Annotated in this window: 17 protein-coding genes and 1 riboswitch; of the genes, 11 read left to right on the plus strand and 6 right to left on the minus strand. The window is 61.7% G+C overall.

From position 1 onward, the window contains the following. The first annotated feature begins 144 nt into the window (after nt 1–144). The 7 genes from HX814_RS14380 (at nt 145) to HX814_RS14410 (ending at nt 7,211) form a co-directional block, all read left to right on the plus strand. On the plus strand, nt 145–477 hold the full coding sequence (locus tag HX814_RS14380; RefSeq protein WP_010169294.1) for a YceK/YidQ family lipoprotein: 333 nt from the start codon (nt 145–147) through the stop codon (nt 475–477). Nucleotides 478–530: 53 nt separating this feature from the next. Further along, on the plus strand, nt 531–884 hold the full coding sequence (locus HX814_RS14385; RefSeq protein ID WP_008439144.1) for a YceK/YidQ family lipoprotein: 354 nt from the start codon (nt 531–533) through the stop codon (nt 882–884). Between the two features lie 154 nt (nt 885–1,038). Further along, nucleotides 1,039–2,796 (plus strand): carbamoyltransferase, encoded by a 1,758-nt coding sequence (locus HX814_RS14390; protein ID WP_008439143.1) that lies wholly within the window; start codon nt 1,039–1,041, stop codon nt 2,794–2,796. Continuing rightward, nucleotides 2,797–3,693, plus strand: coding sequence for a GNAT family N-acetyltransferase (locus tag HX814_RS14395; RefSeq protein ID WP_008439141.1), 897 nt, complete (start codon nt 2,797–2,799; stop codon nt 3,691–3,693). After that, nucleotides 3,690–5,096, plus strand: coding sequence for a PIG-L deacetylase family protein (locus HX814_RS14400; protein WP_177008308.1), 1,407 nt, complete (start codon nt 3,690–3,692; stop codon nt 5,094–5,096). The genes HX814_RS14395 and HX814_RS14400 overlap by 4 nt, the downstream gene beginning before the upstream one ends. A gap of 85 nt (nt 5,097–5,181) precedes the next feature. After that, nucleotides 5,182–6,330: a glycosyltransferase family 4 protein gene (locus HX814_RS14405; protein ID WP_177008309.1), complete on the plus strand. Its 1,149-nt coding sequence runs from the start codon at nt 5,182–5,184 to the stop codon at nt 6,328–6,330. Beyond that, entirely contained in the window at nt 6,327–7,211 is an 885-nt protein-coding gene (locus HX814_RS14410; RefSeq protein WP_177008310.1) for a glycosyltransferase, read from the plus strand. The genes HX814_RS14405 and HX814_RS14410 overlap by 4 nt, the downstream gene beginning before the upstream one ends. A 66-nt stretch (nt 7,212–7,277) precedes the next feature. Here the strand turns inward: HX814_RS14410 and HX814_RS14415 are convergent, their stop codons facing one another. After that, entirely contained in the window at nt 7,278–9,155 is a 1,878-nt protein-coding gene (locus tag HX814_RS14415; protein ID WP_008439137.1) for an O-antigen ligase family protein, read from the minus strand. Between the two features lie 159 nt (nt 9,156–9,314). Here HX814_RS14415 and msbA point away from each other — a divergent pair, with 159 nt between their 5' ends. Both msbA and hldE read left to right on the plus strand, forming a co-directional pair. Next, nucleotides 9,315–11,120, plus strand: a complete 1,806-nt coding sequence (gene msbA, locus HX814_RS14420) for a lipid A export permease/ATP-binding protein MsbA (protein WP_003209481.1) — start codon at nt 9,315–9,317, stop codon at nt 11,118–11,120. A gap of 154 nt (nt 11,121–11,274) precedes the next feature. Further along, entirely contained in the window at nt 11,275–12,696 is a 1,422-nt protein-coding gene (hldE, locus tag HX814_RS14425; protein WP_003209486.1) for a bifunctional D-glycero-beta-D-manno-heptose-7-phosphate kinase/D-glycero-beta-D-manno-heptose 1-phosphate adenylyltransferase HldE, read from the plus strand. Between the two features lie 149 nt (nt 12,697–12,845). Here hldE and HX814_RS14430 read toward each other — a convergent pair whose 3' ends face one another. From HX814_RS14430 to HX814_RS14445, 4 genes are all read right to left on the minus strand, one after another. Next, nucleotides 12,846–13,814, minus strand: coding sequence for a hypothetical protein (locus HX814_RS14430; RefSeq protein ID WP_003209488.1), 969 nt, complete (start codon nt 13,812–13,814; stop codon nt 12,846–12,848). 41 nt (nt 13,815–13,855) lie between these two features. Beyond that, entirely contained in the window at nt 13,856–14,668 is an 813-nt protein-coding gene (locus tag HX814_RS14435; RefSeq protein WP_177008311.1) for an aldo/keto reductase, read from the minus strand. Then, complete coding sequence (locus HX814_RS14440) at nt 14,665–15,840, minus strand: FAD-binding oxidoreductase (protein WP_003209491.1); 1,176 nt, start codon at nt 15,838–15,840, stop codon at nt 14,665–14,667. The genes HX814_RS14435 and HX814_RS14440 overlap by 4 nt, the downstream gene beginning before the upstream one ends. Before the next feature lie 153 nt (nt 15,841–15,993). Next, complete coding sequence (locus tag HX814_RS14445) at nt 15,994–16,329, minus strand: multidrug efflux SMR transporter (RefSeq protein ID WP_003209492.1); 336 nt, start codon at nt 16,327–16,329, stop codon at nt 15,994–15,996. Between the two features lie 103 nt (nt 16,330–16,432). Here HX814_RS14445 and HX814_RS14450 point away from each other — a divergent pair, with 103 nt between their 5' ends. Further along, on the plus strand, nt 16,433–17,323 hold the full coding sequence (locus HX814_RS14450; RefSeq protein ID WP_008439125.1) for a LysR family transcriptional regulator: 891 nt from the start codon (nt 16,433–16,435) through the stop codon (nt 17,321–17,323). Between the two features lie 23 nt (nt 17,324–17,346). Next, complete coding sequence (gene waaA, locus HX814_RS14455) at nt 17,347–18,624, plus strand: lipid IV(A) 3-deoxy-D-manno-octulosonic acid transferase (RefSeq protein ID WP_102367970.1); 1,278 nt, start codon at nt 17,347–17,349, stop codon at nt 18,622–18,624. A 122-nt stretch (nt 18,625–18,746) separates the two neighbouring features. Here waaA and HX814_RS14460 read toward each other — a convergent pair whose 3' ends face one another. Then, the gene (locus tag HX814_RS14460) at nt 18,747–20,186 is read right to left on the minus strand and encodes a TolC family outer membrane protein (RefSeq protein WP_102604279.1); all 1,440 of its coding nucleotides are present in this window, start codon (nt 20,184–20,186) and stop codon (nt 18,747–18,749) included. Nucleotides 20,187–20,382: 196 nt separating this feature from the next. Continuing rightward, nucleotides 20,383–20,488, plus strand: a riboswitch (TPP riboswitch). Nucleotides 20,489–20,592 lie beyond the last annotated feature (104 nt).

The following is a 20,592-nucleotide window of genomic DNA, read 5'->3' on the forward strand; positions in this document are numbered from 1 at the left end:
TCCATGACGCACAAAAGTGCGCGAGTTTAACGATTCAGCCAGCTTTTACCATTTCGGAATCCTCCTACATGGCGCGGCGGTGCACGGGGTCTGGGGCACGAACAGGGCCGATGTTAGCGTTGCTGACCATTCAGAGGGCTGGCCATGACGCTAAAAATGACTGCTGCGCTAAGCATTGGAATCCTTGTGTTGAGCGGCTGCGGAACGGCCAATACGCTGTTGCGCGAAGACGCGGCGGCGGCACGTGAACTCAGGAAGCAAAAAACCTACTGCCAGTCGATTCCCCGTGTCTACAGCGGGGTTGCCTTTGATTTCTGCCTGCTGCACGCCGCGCCGGACCTCACTGGCGTGCTGATGCCATTCGTTCTATTGGATATAACGGTTTCGGGCATTGTTGATACAGTGGTCCTGCCCTATACGGTCTACAAGCAAGGTACCGATGGCAACATCAGTATCTATTGGCGCCCGGGTTCATAAACGGATCCGGCAAGGTTGTATGGGGCAGGGATGAATGCCCACACTTATGCCAAATGGAGTTGTCCGTGAGTCTTGCAACCAGAGTCCTTCTCGCCGCTGTACTGGTATCCACCACCGGTTGCGGCACCATCAACACGGTGTTTCGCCCGGACGCCGTTGCCAGCCAGAACCTCAAGGAATCGCGCAGTTATTGTGAAAACGTGCCGCGTATCTACAGTGGGGTGATCTACGGTTTCTGCACCTTGAACGGCGCGCCCGACACCACCAAAGAGCACACGCGCGATGCCTCCGGCTCCCTGCCGATCTTCGCCGCCGAGCTCGTGGCCTCCGGCTTGCTCGACACCCTCGTGCTGCCCTACACGGTCTACCGCCAGAACAGGGACGGCAGCATCGAGATTTTCCGCTAGGCCTGCAGTGACAACCGGTCGCCACAATCCCTAGATCATCCCGCGCCGTGTTTACGCTATAATCCCGCCCTTTAGCTGTTTCTCGCCCAGGCGGGGAGCACACTTTTTTCAGGCGTGACGCGCCTGCATGCAGACTAAAAGAGGCTAGACCCCTGTGGCATTGACGATTCTTGGCCTGTCCGGCGCCCTTAGCCATGATCCTTCCGCAGCCTTGTACATCGACGGCAAGCTGATCGCGGCCGCCGAAGAAGAGCGCTTCGTGCGCGACAAACATGCAAAGAACCGCATGCCCTACGAATCGGCGAAGTTCTGCCTGGAACAAGCCGGTATCAAGCCTTCCGACGTTGATGTGGTGGCGATTCCGTTCGCCCCCATCAGCCTGTTCGGCGAGGCCCGCTGGCACTATGCCAAGCGTTACTGGTACGCCCCGGACCGCGCCCTCGACGCGATCCTGATGGGCAACCGTCGCTACAAGCGCTATCGCAACAAGATCGTCTGGTGCCTGGAGCAACTGGGCTTCGATCCGAAGAAAATCAAGATCGAACCGGTTGAACACCACCTGGCCCACGCCTCCAGTGCCTACCATTGCTCGGGCTTCCAGGAGAAGACCGCGATCCTCGGGATCGACGGCAAGGGCGAGTACGCCACCACCTTCTTCGGCTACGGCGAAAACGGCAAGATCCACAAGATCAAGGAATTCTACGATCCGGACTCCCTCGGCGGCCTGTATGGCGCGATCACCGAGTTCCTCGGTTTCGAGATGCTCGACGGTGAGTTCAAGGTCATGGGCATGGCGCCGTATGGCGATGCCAGCAAGTACGATTTCTCGCGCCTGGCCTCCTTTGAAAACGGCGAGCTGGTGATCAACACCGACTACGCCAACGTCATCGGCCTGCGCCGCTACAAAGAGAAGGGCAAGGGTTTCTACTTCTCGCCAAAACTGATCGAGTGGCTGGGTCCGAAGCGCGAAGGCGATATCGCCGACGAGCCGTACATCCACTACGCGGCCAGCATGCAGGCGCTGTTCGAGAAGCTGGCGTTGCAGATGATCGACCATTACCTGGGCGACATCCTCAAAGACACCGGCAAGCTGGCGTTCGCCGGCGGCTGTGCGCTGAACGTCAAGCTGAACCAGAAGATCATTGCCCGTGACGACGTCAAGGAGCTGTTCGTGCAGCCGGCGTCCGGCGATGCCGGTACTGCGGTGGGTGCGGCGGCCTACGTGTCTCACGCCCGTGGCGTACCGGTTGAGAAGATGGAACACGTCTATCTCGGCCCGTCCTACAGCAACGAAGACGTGATCGCGGCGTGCGCCAAGCACGAGAGCAAGCCGGTTTGGCGCAAGATTGAAAACATGCCCAAGCGCATCGCCAGGATCATGGTCGACGGCAACCCGGTGGCCTGGTTCCAGGGCCGCATGGAGTTTGGCCCGCGTGCCCTGGGCGGTCGTTCGATCATCGGTTGCCCAAGCGCCACCGGCGTGGCTGACCGGATCAACCACCAGATCAAGTTCCGCGAACGCTGGAGGCCTTTCTGCCCGTCGATGCTCGACACCGTTGCGCCACAGATGATCAAGGTCGATCACCCGGCGCCGTTCATGACCTTCACCTTTGAAGTGTCGGAAGAGTGGAAAACCCGCGTGCCGGAAGTGGTCCATGAAGATGGTACCTCCCGTGCCCAGGTGCTCAAGCGCGAATACAACCCGCGCTACTACGACATGATGAAAGAACTGGAAGTACTGACCGGCAATGGTGTGTCGCTGAACACCTCGCTCAACCGTCGTGGCGAAGCGATGATCTGCTCGCCGACCGACGCGCTGAACATGTTCTTCGGTTCCGACCTGCAGTACCTGATCATGGAAGACATCCTCGTGGTCAAGGACGGCGTGGACCCTTATGACGCCGTGGTCTAAATGCTGAACCGCTTCCAGGGCTGGCGTGAACGTGGCTGGACGCCTGTCGAGGCTGAGGTTTACGCCCAGGCCTGGCAGCGTTTTGGCGGCAGCGTGGCGACTCATCCGCAGATCGTCGAGCGGCTGGCGCACCTGGCGCAGATTCCGGTGCGCTACCTGGGCTGGGAGCAGGACGGTGAGCTGAAGGGCGCAATTGCTACCTGGGGGCGCGACCTGGCCCTGTCCAAGGACGTGCTCAAGCGCAAAGGCAAAAAAGGCCTGTTTGATCTGGGTAATGCCGAGATCATTCTGCCGATTGCCGCCGATGCGCAGGTGCCATTGCGCCATCGCGCGCGTTATCTCTCTGCACTGAATGAGGGGCGCGTAAGCACCCTCAAGCCCCAGGCCGAGCAGTTGGCCATGGCGCGCACACCGGAAGAGTTGTCGAAGAAGTTTCGCTACAACCAGCGCCGTGAATTGCGTTTGCTGGAAGAGGCCGGCGGCGTGGTGCGGGCGGTCGGCGAGTTTTCCAGCAGCGAACTGGCGGCGATTTACTGCGACCTGTTCCAGCGGCGCTGGGGTTTCCCGGCGGCGGGTGCCGAGCGCTTGGCCGAGGTGCTGGAGTTGCTCAAGGAATTCCTGTTCGGCTCGGTGCTGTTTCTCAATGACGCTGCGATTGCCGTGCAACTGGTGTATCAGGTGCAGGCGCCGCAGTGGGTCAGCGCCGAATACGTCAACGGCGGTGTCGACCCTGAAACCAAGGCGTTCAGCCCCGGCAGCGTGCTGAGTTTCCTCAATACCCAAAGTGCCTGGGAGCAAGCGCGGGCGAGCGACAAGCCGCTGCGTTTCTCCTTCGGGCGTTCCGACCGTGAATACAAGGAGCGCTGGTGCAACCCGGTGCCGGTGTTCAGCGTATGAGTCGCAAACAGCAATTGCTCAAGCAGCACCGGCGCAACAAGCGTATTGCGCTGTTGGTGGGCCTGTTGCTATTGGTGGCTGTCGGTGTGCTGGTGGCCTGGTGGTTGCCGCTGCTGCTGGCGGTGGTGCTGTGGGCCGCGCATGAAGCCTGGTTTGCCGACCATCTGTTCTACTCGCCTAAAGACGACTATGAGTACGCGTTTCCTGAAGGGAGCGAGTGCGCGGGTCTGCGTCTTGAAGCAGGGCGCCTGCTGTTGGACACGCCCTTGGTGGGCGATGAAACCCTGATCGTAGGGGTTGAGCTCAAAAGCTCGTGGCTGGGGCGTTTTCTCGACCCGGCGGTGGAAGTGTTGGGCCTGGATGCGCCAGACCGGCAAGTCTTCGAGCGTGGTCTTTCAGGCCGGCGTTACCTCAACCTGACGGGCATGGGCGAAGCACTCGCCGGCGGTAAGCTGCGCTTGCGCGGGCGCTTCTGCCGGATCAAGGGGCAGCCGACGCTCTGGTTGTTCCGCCAACCGGACTACCGTCGCCAACGGGTGATGGTCATCGCGCCCCATGCCGACGATGCCGAATTGGCCGCTTTCAGCCTGTACAGCCAAGCCGACGAGAGCTGGATCGTCACCCTGACGGCGGGCGAAATCGAAGCCGATCACTATCAGCAGATGGGCATGCCCAAGGCCGATGCCGCACGACTCAAAGGCCGCCTGCGTGCCTGGGACAGCGTCACCGTGCCGCGTTGGGCGGGCGTTCCCGAAGCGCAGTGCGTGCAGTTGGGGTACTTCTGCATGCAGCTTGCAGCGATGCAGGCCGCACCGGATCGGCCCCAGGTTTCCCGGGAAGCCCAGTTGGACGATACGCGGCTGTTTCGCCAGTTCAATGCCCTGGCCTTGCCCGGGGATGTGGACGGCGCCCCGACCTGGAATAACCTGATTGCCGACCTGCGGGCATTGCTGCTCAAGGCGCGCCCGCAGGTGATCGTGTTGCCGACGCCGCTGCTGGATCCGCACCCGGATCACATCTGCGCCCACGCTGCGATTCTCGAAGCCTTGCAAGGCCTGGAGTGGCAACCGGGCACGTTGCTCGGCTACGCCAACCACCTGCATGATAACGATCGTTGGCCCATGGGGGATTCGGGCGCTGGCGTGGCCTTGCCGCCGCGTTTTGATGCCTCCCGTGAACTTGTGCCTTGCAGTTTGCCGCTGACGCTGAGCCAGCAGCAGGACAAGGCCATGGCCCTGGGCATGATGCACGACTTGCAGCCGCGGGCGCCGTTCAAGCGCCGCGTGCGCAGGTGGTTGCAGCAATTACTGGCGGGCCGTAGTCCATCGCCTTACGGAGAGAATGAGTTCTTCCGCAAGGCGGTGCGCCGTCATGAGTTGCTCTGGGTGTTGAAGCAGGATTGAGACCTTATTGAAGGCAGGCTTGCAGCGCCTGCCGCCCCTTTTCGCCGGGCTGCGCGCCCGCAGCCAGATTGCAGCATGGAGAGTTATGAAACCTCGTTTCAAGGTTTTGCAGTTACAGCCGGACTACAACGTCAAGACCCACGACTTCGCCGACCTCGGCGAGCAGATCGTCAAGGCCTTGCCGGCTGAACGTTTCGAGGTCACATCCGGGTTCCTCAGCGGCCGCCCGCTGCCCGGCCAGCCCCTGAGCGTGGCTGAGCACTCCCATTATTTCGAGTTGCCGGAAAAGTCCCTCAAGGGCATTCGTTTCGGCGCGATGTGGCAGATCTACAAATATTGCCGCGAGCAGAAATTCGACGTGGTCATCTGTAACCGCTTCAAGTCGGTGAACATGATGCTGTCGCTCAACCGCTGGTTGAAGATCCCCCTGTGCATCGGCATCTCCCACGGTTTTGGCGAGTACGCCCGGGGCTACCGTCGGCGCCAGACGCAGAAGTGGGTCAGCCCGGCGTGGCGATTCGTCGGGGTGTCGGCAGCGGTCAGGGATTACCTGGTGGACCTCAACTGCGGGTTCACCCGCGAAAACACCACCTTTGTCACCAATGCCATCGACATCCCCCAGGCCGAAGCCTTGCAGTTGCCACGGGATGAAGCGCGCAAGGCCCTGGACCTGCCGCTGGATGCACGGATGATTGGCGCCCTGGGCCGCCTGGTGCCGATCAAGGGTCACACCCATTTGTTGCAAGCGTTCGCCACCCTCAAGGACAAATACCCTGAGGCCCAGGTGGGGATCATCGGCTCCGGCCGCGCCGAAGCAGACCTGCGCGCCGATATCGAGCGCCTGGGCCTGACCGGCCGTGCGCACCTGCTGGGCTTTCGCGAAGATGGCATGAAGTATGTGCGCGGTTTCGACATCTGGACCATGCCGTCGTTGTTCGAAGGCCTGGGCCTGGCGCTGCTGGAAGGCATGAGCGGCCATCTGCCGGTCATCGCCTCCAATGGCCCGGCGATGCTGCCGTTGGTGCAAGGTGCCGGCGGCCTCTCCCATGATCCGGGCAATGTCGAGCAGTTGGCGGCAGCACTGGACACTTACCTGGCGCTGAGCGACGAAGAGCTGCGTGCCAAGGGTGAGCAAGTGTTCCGCTACCTGGAAGAAAACCACACCTTGGACGAGTTCCGGCACAAGTATTTGAACCTGATCGAAACCGGTCTGCGTGAAGTAGGTAAAGCATGAGTCTGCAGCAACCCCTGGTCACTGTGATCATCGCCTCCTACAACCACGGGCCGTACATCGAGCAGAGCATTCTCAGTGTGCTCGGCCAGACCTACCCCAACATCGAGTTGCTGGTGGTAGACGATGGCTCCAGGGATGACAGCGTGGAGCGCATCCAGCGCTTGCAGGCCGAACACGGGTTTGATTTCCAAGTGCAGCAGAACCAGGGCCTGACCAATACCCTGAACGGTGCCATCGCTCGCACCAAAGGCAGCCTGATCGCGCCATTCGGCTCCGATGACATCATGCTGCCCGAGCGCATCGCCACCCAGGTTGCCTACATGGAAGGCAAGCCGAAGGTGGGTATTTGCGCCGGCAATATCGAGTTGATTGATGGGGACGGCAAGCCATACCCGGAGAAGAAGCAGCGCCGCGACTTGCCGTTTCGCAGCCTGGATTTCGATGACCTGTTCCTCGATCGCAAGCCCTTTCCGCCGGCACCGACGCTGATGATCCGTCGGCAGGCGCTGGAAGAGGTCGGAGGGTTCGATCCGCTGATTCCGCTGGAAGACTTGCTGATCGAATTGAAGATCACCCACGCCGGGTACACCATCGACGTGTTGAACGTGGTGATGGCGCGCTATCGCCAGCACGCGACCAACACCTACAAGAATCACCGCTACATGATCCAGAACATCCTCAAGACCTACGGGTTGTTCAGCGATCATCCAGCCTACGATCAGGTTCGCTACAACTTCCTGAACTCGATGTTCCTCAAGACCGCCGACCGTGACCGCCCACTGGCGCGGGAGATCCTCAAGCAGATTCCGTTGAAGTTCTGGGGTCGCAAGACCTTGCGTGGGTTGGTGCGGCTGTACCTGGCGCCGCAGCGCAGCTCATAGGGCTTCGGCCGGGCCATTGCGTTCACCGCAATGGCCCGAGGCCTGCAACCCCGGCGCTTCAAGCCATCACTTGGCCGGGTTCGCTACCTGCGCAACCGGACGATTGAGCCTGGACACCTGGTCACGGATCTTCGCCGTGGCGCTTGGCGATGCAGCCGAAGCGTAGCCAGCGGCGAGTTGTTCAAAGTGGGTTTCGAACAACCAGTTGCGGTCCTGGGGATAACGCTGCATGTGCCGCAGGTTGCGCTGGCGCAGGGCGTTACGCAGCGGCGATGGGTAGATGCGCATGTCTGCCACGTCAATCAGGCCGAACTCGCCATCATCCATCAAAAGTACGTTGCCCAGGTGCAGGGAGCGGAAGTACACGCCGCGCTCGTGGAGCTGGGCCATGAACCGGCCGAAACGTTCGATCAGCGATTCCCGCAGGCTGCTGTCCAGGCTTTGAAGGGCCTGGCGCAGGGTCAGGCCGGGCAGCGGCTGATAACGTACGGCGCTGCTCGCATCCTTTAACTGATAGAGATTGAGGATGACCGGTGATGGAATCCCCAATGCACGCAGTTGCTCGCTGTTGCTGGCAAAGCGCTCTGAATAGGGATTGAAGCTGCCTGAGGTGTACCAGCGACGAGGGCGGAACAGCTTGAGGAAGCTGCCATCCTCCAGGCGCAGGACCTTGGGCCCCAGGCCATCGGCTTCGATCACGTGGGCGTTGGCGCACAGCTGTTCGAAGTCTTGCGATTTCAGGCGTTGAACCGGCATGCGCAGCAGGCTGCGGCGACGCTGGGCGATGCTCAGGCCGGCGATCAGTGCCAGCGGGATCCACAGCAGGAACCAGTGCTCTTTTGGTCGCGAGAGAATGCCGCCGCCTTCGGTCAGGCCGGCACCGATGCCATAGGCCAGCAGGGAGGAGGCCAGGATGAACAATGGCTGCGCACGTTCCTTGAGGCTTTTGTACAGGCCCCAGCCGAGCATGAATATCCACGGGATGAAGCCGATGATGCCGACGTAATAGAGCACGCCGAGGGCAAAGCTGTGGGGTTCGCGCAGTTGATTGCCGTCGGCGAGTGTCAGGTACAACTCTGAGTCGTAGCTGTGGCCGATCCAGGGGTGTTCGGCAATACGCTCAAGCGACATGCTCCAGAGTTCGAAGCGGGACGAGCTGCCACGATTGGTGATCAGTTCGGGATAGAGCAGCAGCAGCGCCGCGGCCCCCAGCGCCATACAGGCGATCAGCAGGGCCGAGCGCCGATTGCGAGTGATGAAACTTAGCCAGAGCACGGCAAGGAGCAGGGCAACCAGCGGCGTTCTCGAGCCGGTGGCCATCACTGCAGCGCCCATGATTGCCAGTGCCGGAACGCTGAACCAGAGTACGTGCGCACGCTTGGTGGTCATGCATACGTACAGCCAGTAAATGCAGAAGAATCCGAATACGTGAGAGCTCAGCAGCGGATTATCAAGAGCGCCACGCCCGCCGATCATTCGCGAGCCATCCGATAGGTGGGGAGCAAAAGCCACCAGGCTGCAGGCGCTCGATATCAGCGCAATCAGCGCGGCACAGAAGAAGATCGGCTTGAACAGTTCGCTGCGGTAATGCAGCAACAGTCCTAAGCCGACAAACAACGTGAAGGTATTCGGTGGCCGCTTGAACAGGTCGGAGTCTGTCGTGGCCTCAGGGCTCCAGAGCAGGCTGGTGAGCGCCCAGCCCGAGAAAACCAGGAAGGCAATCGCCAGCGGCTCGCGCAATACCTGCTTGAATTCCGTCGGGCGCAGGCACAGCAGCAACAGTGTCGGCGCTGCGAACAGCAGGTAGTAGAACCTGTGCAGCACGTTTCGATTGGTGACGAAGAACAGCGAACTCAGGAGCAACAACAAGCCGATGGGCAGAATCCACAAACAGAGGAAGTCGAAAACGCGATTTGAGCCATAGGTAAGGCGCTTGGAGTGCATACAGAAAAGCCGTTCCAGAATAAAGAAAGCCGACCATACTAAAGTAGTGGCTATATAATGTCGTCCGTTGGATCCAACGGGGCTGCGGTTGTGCCGCGTGCAAGTACAACAGAGAAGCTGTGCTAAAGTCAGCCTCCTTTTTCAAAACCGCCGCGTGATATGACCGACTCCAGTCCGAGCGCAAGCCCTTCGAGCTTGAAAATATACTTCCGCCTGCTCAGCTACGTTAAGCCCTATGCCGGCTTGTTCGCGCTGAGTATCGTCGGCTTTCTGATTTTCGCTTCGACCCAGCCGATGCTGGGCTACATCCTCAAGTACTTTGTCGATGGCCTGTCCAACCCTGAAGCGGTGTTGTTCCCCACGGTGCCTTTCCTGCGTGACCTGCAACTGCTGCAGGCCGTGCCGTTGCTGATCATCCTGATCGCCGCGTGGCAGGGCCTCGGTTCGTTCCTGGGCAACTACCTGCTGGCCAAGGTTTCCCTGGGCCTGGTCCACGACCTGCGGGTGCAGTTGTTCAACAACCTGCTGACCCTGCCGAACCGCTATTTCGACAATCACAACTCCGGGCACCTGATCTCCCGCATCACCTTCAACGTGACCATGGTCACCGGTGCTGCGACCGATGCCATCAAGGTGGTGATTCGCGAAGGCATGACGGTGATCTTCCTGTTCGCCTCGCTGCTGTTCATGAACTGGCGGCTGACCCTGGTGATGATCGCCATCCTGCCGTTGATTGCCGTGATGGTCAGCACCGCAAGCAAGAAATTCCGCAAGCAGAGCAAGAAGATCCAGGTTGCGATGGGCGATGTGACCCACGTTGCCTCGGAAACCATCCAGGGCTACCGCGTGGTGCGCAGCTTCGGCGGTGAGGTGTATGAGCAGAAGCGCTTCCTCAAGGCCAGCCTGAGCAACACCAACAAGCAACTGCGCATGACCCGCACCGGCGCGATCTATACGCCGGCGCTGCAACTGGTGATCTACAGCGCCATGGCAGTGTTGATGTTCCTGGTCCTGTACCTTCGCGGTGATGCGTCGGCGGGTGACATGGTCGCCTACATCACGTTGGCCGGCCTGTTGCCCAAGCCAATCCGCCAGCTGTCCGAAGTCAGCTCGACCATCCAGAAAGGCGTGGCCGGTGCCGAAAGTATTTTCGAGCAGTTGGACGAAGACGTGGAAATCGATCGCGGCACCATCGAGCGCGACAAGGTCAGCGGCCGCCTGGAAGTGCGCAACCTGAACTTCACCTACCCGGGCACCGAGCGCCATGTGCTCAAGGACATCACCTTTACCGCAGAGCCCGGGCAGATGGTTGCCCTGGTGGGGCGTTCGGGTAGCGGCAAGTCGACACTGGCCAGCCTGATCCCGCGTTTCTACCACCATGAGAGCGGTGAGATCCTGCTCGACGGCGTGGAAATCGAAGACTATCGCCTGCTCAACCTGCGTCGGCACATCGCCCAGGTGACCCAGCACGTGACCCTGTTCAGCGACACGGTGACCAACAACATCGCCTACGGTGACCTGGCCGGCGCACCGCGGGCCGATGTCGAGGCGGCAGCGGCCGATGCCTATGCCAAGGACTTCATCGACCAGTTGCCCAAGGGCTTCGACACCCAGGTCGGCGAAAACGGCGTGCTGCTGTCCGGCGGCCAGCGCCAGCGCCTGGCAATCGCCCGGGCCTTGCTCAAGAACGCGCCATTGCTGATCCTCGACGAGGCCACCTCGGCGCTGGACACCGAATCGGAGCGCCATATCCAGGCCGCCCTGGACAAGGTCATGCAAGGCCGCACGACCCTGGTGATCGCTCACCGCCTGTCGACCATCGAGAAAGCCGACCTGATCCTGGTGATGGACGATGGCCGGATAGTCGAGCGCGGTACCCACGGCGAATTGCTGGCGCAAAACGGTTACTACGCCCGACTGCATGCCATGGGCCTGGACGCGCCGATCCCGGCCGACATCACCTGATCTGCAGGAGCCGGCTTGTCGGCGATGGCCACCGCGGTTGCACTGAAAAACCGCGGTGGCCGCATCGCCGGCAAGCCGGCTCCTACATTGCACAAGCCTTTGACAACCCTGTGGTAATATCGCGCCCCTGTTCATTTTGTATGTGGGTTGCTCCATGAAGTTGTCCATGCCGCGATTCGATCAAGCCCCTGTCTTGGTGGTCGGCGATGTCATGCTCGACCGTTACTGGCATGGCGGTACCTCACGGATTTCCCCTGAGGCACCGGTACCGGTAGTCAAGGTCGAGCAAATCGAAGACCGTCCAGGTGGCGCTGCCAACGTTGCCCTCAATATTGCCGCCCTCGGCGCCCCGGCATCCCTCGTGGGTGTGACCGGCGACGACGAGGCTGCCGACAGCCTGGCCAACAGCCTGAAGGGTGCGGGTGTGCGTGCGCTGTTCCAGCGCATTCCCCACCAGCCGACCATCGTCAAGCTGCGGGTGATGAGCCGGCACCAGCAATTGCTGCGTATCGATTTTGAAGAACCCTTCGCCACCGACGCCCTGGTGCTCAGCGCCCAGGTCGACGAGATGCTCGAAGGCATCAAGGTGCTGGTGCTGTCCGACTACGGGAAAGGCGCCTTGAAAAACCATCAGGTACTGATCCAGGCCGCCAAGGCCCGGGGCATTCCGGTGCTGGCAGATCCCAAGGGCAAGGACTTCTCGATTTATCGGGGCGCCAGCCTGATCACGCCGAACCTCAGCGAATTTGAAACCATCGTCGGCGGTTGCGTCGATGAGCACGAGCTGGTGACCAAGGGCGCCCAACTCATGGCCGACCTCGACCTGGGTGCCTTGCTGGTGACCCGTGGCGAACACGGCATGACCTTGCTGCGTCCTGATCACCCGGCCATGCACCTGCCGGCGCGGGCCCGTGAAGTGTTCGACGTGACCGGTGCCGGTGATACCGTGATTTCCACCCTGGCCGCGGCAATTGCGGCGGGCGAGGAACTTCCCCATGCGGTGGCCCTGGCCAACCTGGCAGCAGGTATCGTGGTCGGCAAGCTCGGTACGGCGGCCATCAGTGCCCCTGAGCTGCGCCGCGCCATCCAGCGATCCGAAGGCTCGGAGCGCGGCGTGTTGAGCCTTGAGCAACTGTTGCTGGCGATTGACGATGCCCGTGCCCATAACGAGAGCATTGTCTTCACCAACGGTTGCTTCGACATCCTCCACGCCGGTCACGTGACCTACCTGGAGCAGGCGCGGGCCCAGGGCGATCGCTTGATCGTGGCAGTCAACGATGATGCGTCGGTCAGCCGCCTCAAGGGGCCAGGCCGGCCGATCAACAGTGTCGACCGTCGCATGGCGGTGCTGGCAGGTTTGGGTGCGGTGGACTGGGTGATCAGCTTTGCCGAGGCGACCCCGGAAAACCTGCTGGCCCAGGTCAAGCCGGACGTGCTGGTCAAGGGCGGTGATTATTCCGTCGACCAGGTGGTGGGTGCCGATATCGTCAGTGCCTACGGTGGCAAGGTCAAAGTGCTGGGGTTGGTGGAAAACAGCTCGACCACGGCGATTGTCGAGAAGATCCGCAATAACTGATGGTGGGAGCGGGCTCGTGTGGGAGCGGGCTTGCTCGCGAAAGCGGTGGATCAGCTGGCAGATGCGGTGACTGACACACCGCCTTCGCGAGCAAGCCCGCTCCCACACAAGCCCGCTCCCACATTTGGCCGCCGCGACCTGATGTCCGGTTACGGGTTGGCTTTTTTCTTCGGCACGATCTTGCGCAAGATCTGCCGCGCCTTACCCGTCAAGCGCTTCAATTTCGATTCTTTCTCCGGTGCACTCAGCCCTTGCTGGCGCAGCCAGTCCTTCCAGCGGATCCGCTCATCCCGCACGATCCAGCCTTCCTGCTGGGCAAAGCTTTCAGCCAGATACAACCCTCGCGTACTCGCCGGATACAGCTGATCCTTCTTCAAGGTATACAGCTCCGCACACGGCTGCCCGTCCTTCAGCGGCATCAGGTACAGGTCCGGGCGCTGGCGGTCCAGGCGGGCCACCAATTGGTCGCCCTCCAGGCGCTCGTCCACATGAAACAGGCTCAGGGACTTCGCCTCCTTGGGCACTTCCAGGCGCAAGTCATAAATCAACTGCAACGAAGCCGTGGGCAGGTGCACGTAGGCGCGTGGTCGTTCAATCAATTGCATGGTGGCGCAGCGCACCGGGCGCGCGGCCCCGGACAGCGGTGAGAGGCGGAACGGCAACGCTTCGCGGTAGTGCAGGGCCGACGAGTAGGGCGCCGGCAGCCAGGTGTCATTGAAACGACCGCCCAGCCAGCCTTCCGGGGTTTCCAGCAGGCATTCCTCGGCGATTTCCTGGATGGCGGTGTGCAGTGGCAGGTTCAGTTCGTGGGCGGGCACATAGCCGGAGATCAGCTTGAGCACGACGTCGCCACGGTCTTGTCGGCGCTGGCGCACCAGCACCCAGTAATCGCGGTTCTGCCAGTGCAGCGTCAGGCGCACCGAGACCCCAAGGTTGGCCAGCTCCAGCACGAAACGCTCGGTGTCTTTCACCTCCACCGGCTTGCGCCGTTGCAGGGTCTGGGCGAAGTTGAGCGGCATGCCGACGCTCTGGTAGCTCAAGCCTTCGGGGGTTGCTTCGACGTGCAGCGGCAGTGTCTTGAAGTTGCTGGGGTTCTTTCTTATGAGCGTTCGCGGCATGTCGGCTCCTTCTTGCGTCGGGGTCGGCCGCGTCGGCGGCATCAGAGTTGGCGAATGACCTTGGCAGCGGTCGCCACGTTGTGGGCGAGGTGCAGCGGATTAATGGTCCCGACAATAGCACTGGCAACGCCAGTTTGCGCAAACAACAGCATGAAACTGGCGTGAATTGGATCCATTCCGGATTCCAGGCAGACATGGCCACTGGCTAGTGCCTTTTTCACCAGGATGCCCTTGCCGTGTGCGGCGGCATAATCAATGACGGCTTTCTCGGCCTGTTCGTTCAAATTGTAGGTGACCATGGCGCAATCACCTTGTTCCAGAGCCTTTACACCGCCCTCGACGGTTTTGCCGGAGAAGCCGAAACCACGGATCTTGCCCTCGCGCTTGAGGTCTTCCAGGGTCTGGTAAACCTCGCAATCATTGAGAATATGCAGGTCGTTGCCGTCGGAGTGCACCAGCACCAGGTCGATAAAATCCGTTTCCAGTCGTTTCAGGCTGCGCTCCACCGAAAGCCGGGTGTGGGCTGCGCTGAAGTCGTGATGGGATACGCCTTCGGCAAATTCTTCGCCCACCTTGCTGACAATTACCCATTCCTGGCGCTGGCCGCGCAATAGCGGGCCCAGGCGTTCTTCGCTGCGGCCATAGGCGGGCGCAGTGTCGATCAGGTTGATGCCCAATTGCCGGGCCTGGCGTAACAGCATCCGCGCCGCATCGTCATCGGGAATCTGGAAGCCACTGGGGTATTTCACGCCTTGGTCGCGGCCCAGCTTGACGGTGCCCAGGCCCAGCGGCGAGACCAGCAGGCCGGTGCTGCCCAGCGGGCGGTGGAGGTCGTGCAGAGTCGGCAGGGTCATGGCAGCAGTTGCTCCCAGGCAGGTTGGGCGATGGCGGGTTTCGGCAGCTCGGGCAGTTTTTCGGTAGTTCCGGGCTTGATGCCGTCACGTTCCAGTGCGTTGATCACTCGATCGGCGAAATCCGGTGCCAATGCCAGCTTGGTCGGCCAGCCCACCAACAGGCGATCCTGTTCGGCGAGGAACGCGTTGTCCGGGCGGGTCAGGCCTGACTGCAATGGTTCGGCGCGGTCGACGCGCAAGGTGGCCCATTGGGTCTGGCTCATGTCGATCCAGGGCAGCAACTGCCCCAGCTCTTTTTGGGCGGTGGCGATCTGTTGCTCCGGGGTACGGGCCACACCTTCGGCTTCGGCGATATCGCCGCCCAGGTACCACACCCAATTGCCGTCGGCGGCGGGATGCGTGGTCACGGTGATGCGCGGCTTGGTTCCGCCCCCCAGGCAGTGGGCGTACAGCGGCTTCAGGCCGGGGCCCTTGGCGATGATCATGTGCAGAGGTCGGCGTTGCATGGCGGGCTGGCTCAGGCCCAGGGCGCCGAGAAGGTCAGCGGTGCCGCCGCCGGCGCTGATGACGATACGCTGGGCGCGGATCTCACGGCCATCGACCTTCAGGCCGACCAGTGTGCCTTGTTCCAGCAAGGGTTCGATCTGTTTGCCCGCGAGCAAGCCGTCACCGGCCAATTGCGCCAGGCGTTCGATAAGGCTTGGGACGTCGATCACCAGTTCGGCCAGGCGATAGACCTTGCCCTTGAAGCGGCGATCTTGCAGGGCCGGTGGCAGGTCATCGCCCTTCACTTGATCCACGCGGCCACGCACGGCCTTGCTCGCGAAGAAACTGGTGAGGTTGCCGGCGATGGTGCCCGGCGACCACAAGTAGTGGGCTTCGGACAGCAGGCGCACACCGGAGAGATCCAGTTCACCGTTGCCCGCCAGGGCTTCGCGCCAGCGGCGGGGCATGTCGGCGATGGCTTCGGAGGCACCGGTCAGGGCGCCGTGCAGTGCATATTTGGCGCCGCCGTGGATGATCCCCTGGGACTTCACGCTTTGCCCGCCACCGAGGGTGGCGCTTTCCACCAATACCGTGGAAAAGCCCTGGCGGCGCAGGCGCGCATTGAGCCAGAGGCCGGCAACCCCGGCGCCGACAATCAGAACGTCGGTGGAAATAACGGATGGCATGCAGCGACCTCAGTGTTCAAGACAGGCTGCGCAGTATACAGGCTCATGAAGTGAATCTTCGCCCCAACGCTCCCTGATGACAGACGCACCGCAGGAGCTGTCGAGTGGAACGAGGCTGCGAGTTTCGGCCTCAATTGAATCTCACGTGAACGCTCAGTGCCCGGCCGTTTTCGAGAACAACTGAATCACCACCACGCCCAGCACAATCAGGCCCATGCCCAGCATCGCCGGGATATCCAGTTTCTGCCCGTAGATAAACAGCGCGGCGATGCTGACCATCACGATGCCCATCCCGGCCCACACTGCATACGCGACACCCACCGGCACGGTGCGCACCACCAGCGTGAGCATCCAGAAGGCCACGCCGTAGCCGACGATCACCAGCAACAACGGGATTGGCGTGCTGAAACCCTTGATCGCTTTCATGGAAACGGTGGCGATCACTTCCGAGCAGATGGCAATGGCCAGGTAATAGTAGGCGGCGTTCATGGGGTAAATCCTCGGTACAGGGTCGCTTGATAAGGTTGGCATTTTAGAGACTTGTCAGATGCGGTAAAGTCATTACCTATCCGAATTGAAGATGGGTTGAGCCATGAGCGTGCAGTGGAGTCTTGAGCAAATGCGCCTGTTTGTCAGCGTCGCCGAGCAGCGTTCATTTTCGGCGGTGGCGCGGGACCAGCGTCGGGCACAATCGGCAGTCAGCAATGGGATTGCCCTGTTGGAGGCGGACCTGGGCGTATCCCTGTTTGATCGCAGCAGCGGCCGCCAGCCCCGCTTGACCGAGGCGGGCACGGCACTGCTCGAGGAGGCGCGGGAAGTCTTGCGCCAGTGCGAGCGCCTGAATGGCCGTGCCTTGTCATTGATGCGCGGTGAAGAGGCGCGCCTGCGCCTGGCCCAGGATGAAGCCATGCTCTATCAGCCGGTGCTCGATAGCCTCGAAGCGCTGGCGGGAAAATTTCCCAGCCTGGAAGTGCAGTTGTCCAGCGCCGCCCAAGGCGATGTCGCGCGCAAGCTGGTGGAGCGCAAGGCGGATCTGGGCCTGCTGTTCTATCACGATCAGATCCCCGAAGCGTTGGAGCGCCGCGTGCTGGGCAGTGTGGAGATGGTGACCGTGTGCGGTATCGGGCATCCCATGGCCAAGGAACAGTTCGTGGATTGCCAGCGCCTGGCGCAGTTTCGCCAATTGCTGATGGCGACCCAGACCAGCGTGTATCCCGGCAGCGAGGCCGCCAGCCCGCAAGTGTGGCGGGCTGACAGTTTCTACGTGCTGGCCGAATGGCTTGCGCGCGGCCTGGGTTGGGCCTGGTTGCCGCGGCATGTGGTGCAGTATCCGGCCTATCAGAACCAGATGGTCGAACTGAACAGCGAATGGACCCCGCCGGCGCTGGTGGTGGAGCTGGTCTGGCGCCGCGACGAGCCCCTCGGCCCGGCCGCGCGTTTCCTCGCCGAACGTTTTGCCGAGTGCTTGCAGGCGATCGACTGAAAAAGCCGATAAACTCCGCCGCCATGAATAGAACTCTCTACAGCTGTCTGTTTTACCTGGCGCTGCCGTTGGTAGCTTTACGTCTGTGGCTGCGAGCCCGCAAAGCGCCTGCTTACGCGAAGCGCGTGGGAGAACGCTTCTCCTGGGGCTTGCCGGTGATGCAACCCGGCGGGATTTGGGTGCATGCGGTGTCGGTGGGCGAAAGCATCGCCGCTGCGCCGATGATTCGCGGGCTACTGGAACGTTATCCACAGCTGCCGATCACCGTCACCTGCATGACGCCCACCGGTTCCGAGCGCATCCAGGCGTTGTTCGCCAACGAGCCGCGCATCCAGCACTGCTACCTGCCGTACGATTTGCCCTGTGCGGCCAAGCGTTTTCTCGATCGCGTGCAGCCGAAACTGGCGGTGATCATGGAGACCGAACTGTGGCCCAACCATATTCACCAGTGCGCCAAACGCGGGATTCCCGTGGCATTGGCCAACGCGCGGCTGTCGGCTCGCTCGGCCAAGGGCTACGGGCGTTTCGCCAGGCTGACCGCGCCGATGCTGGCGGAAATGAGCCTGTTCGCCGTCCAGACCGAAACCGAGGCCGAGCGTTTTCGCAGCCTGGGTGCACGGCCCGAGACTGTCGAAGTCACCGGCTCGATCAAGTTCGACCTGGCCATCGACCCGCAACTGCTGGCGCTCGCCGCCGCGTTGCGTGAACAGTGGCACGCCAGTGAACGCCCGGTGTGGATCGCCGCCAGCACCCACGAAGGCGAAGACGAAGTGGTGCTCGCCGCCCATCGCCAGTTGCTTGCCAGTTATCCCAATGCGTTGCTGATCCTGGTGCCGCGCCATCAGGAGCGCTTCAACCCGATGTTCGAGCTGTGCCAGCAGCAGGGTTTCGCCACGGTGCGTCGCTCCAGCGGCGAGGCGGTGACGGCGCAAACCTCGGTGTTGCTGGGCGACACCATGGGCGAGTTGCTGTTTCTGTATGCCCTGGCCGACAGCGCTTTTGTCGGCGGTAGCCTGGTTGCCACGGGCGGGCATAACCCGTTGGAGCCGGCGGCCTTGGCCAAGCCGGTGATCTGCGGGCCCCACGTGTTCAACTTCCTGGAAATCAGCGCAATGATGCGCGACGCCGGCGCGTTGCAGGAAGTGGACGATGCCGAGGGTTTGGCGGTGGCGGTGCAGCGTTTGTTCGAACTGCCGCAGGACGCGCAGAAGATGGGGCAGGCGGGGCTGGCGGTGATGCGCGCCAATCAGGGGGCGTTGAAGCGTTTGCTGGACGGGTTGGGCAGACTGCTTAACGTCTAACAACACAAATCAAATGTGGGAGCGGGCTTGCTCGCGAATGCGCAGTGTCAGTCAGCGAATAAGTCGACTGATACACCGCTTTCGCGAGCAAGCCCGCTCCCACATTGGGTTAACGGGCGGTCTTAGTAACCCGGGTTAGCCTTCAGCTGCGCCGCGGCGGCCTTGGCCAGGTCCGGCGGCAGGAAGTCCTTGTCCGGGTTGTAGTCGGCCTTCAGGTAACGCGCCAGATCCTGCAAGTCCCCCGGGTTCAACGTGCCCGCCGCCTGCTTCAAGCGCAGGTTGTCGAGGATGTAGTCGTAGCGGCTGTTGTTGTAGTTGCGCACCGAGGTGTACAGCTGGCGCTGGGCGTCCAGCACATCGACGATATTGCGCGTGCCCACCTGGTAACCGATTTCCGTGGCTTCCACCGCGCTCTGGTTGGAGATGATCGACTGGCGGCGCGCCTGTACCTGCTCCACATCGGTGTTCACCGCGCGGTGCAGGTTGCGGGTGTTTTCCACCACCTGGCGACGCAGGCCTTCGCGCTGCTGCTCGGTCTGCCCCAGGCGGGAATAGGATTCGCGCACTTGCGAGCTGGTCAGGCCGCCGCTGTACAGCGGGATGCTCAACTGCAAGCCTACGGTGCGTTGCGAAACGTCACCGTGATACGGCTGGCCAAAGGCGCTCGGGTTGCTGAAGCCCAGGGCGTCGTTGTCACCTTTTTCATATTGCGCCACGGCATCCAGCGTCGGCGCGTGGCCGGCCTTGCGTTGCTTGAGGGTTTCTTCGGCGGCGGTGACGGCATAGTTGCTGGCCAGCAGGTTCAGGTTCTGGCGGCCGGCGGTTTCGACCCAGGCCTTGGCGTCGTTCGGCGCCGGCGGCAGCACCGGCAGCGTGTGGACGATGCCCTGGATCGAGTTGTACTGGCGGTTGGTCAGGGTGATCAGCGCTTCGAAGGCGTCGTCCACCTGACGCTGGGCCAGGATGCGGTTGGCCCGTGCGGTGTCGTAGCTGGCCTGGGATTGCAGCACGTCGGTCTTGTCCGACAGGCCGACGTCAAAGCGTTCGTTGGACTGGTCCAGCTGGCGCTTGAACGCGGCTTCTTCGGCCTTGGTGGACGCCAGGTTGTCCTGGGCCCGCAGCACGGCAAAGTAGTTTTCGGCGCTTTGCAGGATCAGGTTCTGTTCGGTGGCCGAGAGTTGCAGCGCGGCCTGCTCGTTGACGGCTTCAGCGGCTTGCAGCTGGAACCAGCGATCAGCGCGGAACAGCGGCTGGCTCAAGGTCGCGCGCCAGGAATGGGCGTCGCGGTTGACCGTGGCGGCGGGCTGGTCCAGCTGGGTGCGCACATTATTGATGTCGGCACCGGCCGACAGGTTCGGCAGCAACCCGGCGCGGGCCTGGGGCACCACTTCTTTCTGCGCGCCGTATTGGGCTCTGGCGGCGGCCAGGTCGGCGTTGTTGTCCACCGCTTCCTGGTAGACGCTGACCAGGTCGGTTTTGGTCGTCAGGGGCGCTTCAGCTGCCCAGACCAGTCCGTTGGTCGCACAAGACACGGCAAGAGCCAGTGAAAGTTTGCGCAGCATGAGGCGATCCCTAGAATAAATATTACAGCGATAATTTGGAGCCCAAGGCTAAGGCGGCCCATTCCTGGCGTCAAGACCTCAGGCAGTCACCGAGTGTAGTGGCGCTATCACGGCACAACAATCCTGTAATTACGCCATTCATCACGATGAATGCACCGCCGTTGGCAATTTGCCTGCTCCATGGTCTAGACTGGCCGCGTTCTTGTCGGGGTGCCTTGTTGGAAGGCTGAGATCGGTAAATACCGGATCCCGTTGAACCTGATCAGGTTAGCGCCTGCGTAGGGAACAAGATTTCTCGTCACCCGGCGAGTCCTCTTGTGCTTCGTCCGGGATGTTGTTCGACAATCGAACAGCCCGTGCGCCAAGCACAGCACTGTCACAGTGCGTCCATCCGTCACAGGTTCAC

Origin of the sequence: Pseudomonas sp. C8002, from assembly GCF_013385765.1 — a bacterium.
Classification (GTDB): domain Bacteria; phylum Pseudomonadota; class Gammaproteobacteria; order Pseudomonadales; family Pseudomonadaceae; genus Aquipseudomonas.